Here is a 495-nt window from a genome sequence, read left to right as displayed (position 1 = left end):
ATGTAAGCAAAGGCGCAACGTTCAGTGTGACAGRCAAAATAACGATGAGTTCAGATTATCCACATCATCGACGAGAATCACTTAACCCATAAAGTGGTGCGCAGACGGGGAATCCGTGACCATCACCCCCGATGATCTTTCAGGCGGAAACTACGTTTACCTTTTAGCGCGAACCAAAGACAACGGCAACTTAGCGGATACTCAACGTCGTCAAAAGCTGCTTTCGTTTACGGCAAACTCCGCCAAACCCTATCCTGCTAAAGGTTTTACTGAGCAAGATGTGGTGGATTATCGCCTAAAACTGATCAACAACGTGATGACGGGGAAGGTGACAGTCGAGGGGGTGAAAGGTTTTGGCCAAACCTTGAATGATGTGGTCGATAAGGATTACCGCTATGCTGCGGCGTACGGATGGGGTGGGCTAATGCCGACGACAGCGCAATATTTAGAAGCGGTACCGGGACAAGGGGCGCCCGAATGTCAGGAATGGCGTAT

1 pseudogene is annotated in these 495 nt (G+C 49.8%); it reads left to right on the top strand.

From position 1 onward, the window contains the following. Window positions 1–115: 115 nt before the first annotated feature. Window positions 116–495: pseudogene (locus CIK04_RS26780) on the top strand (hypothetical protein); the annotation flags it as partial.

Source organism: Vibrio sp. 03_296, assembly GCF_002265885.1.
This window is presented reverse-complemented; position numbering and strand designations above follow the sequence as displayed.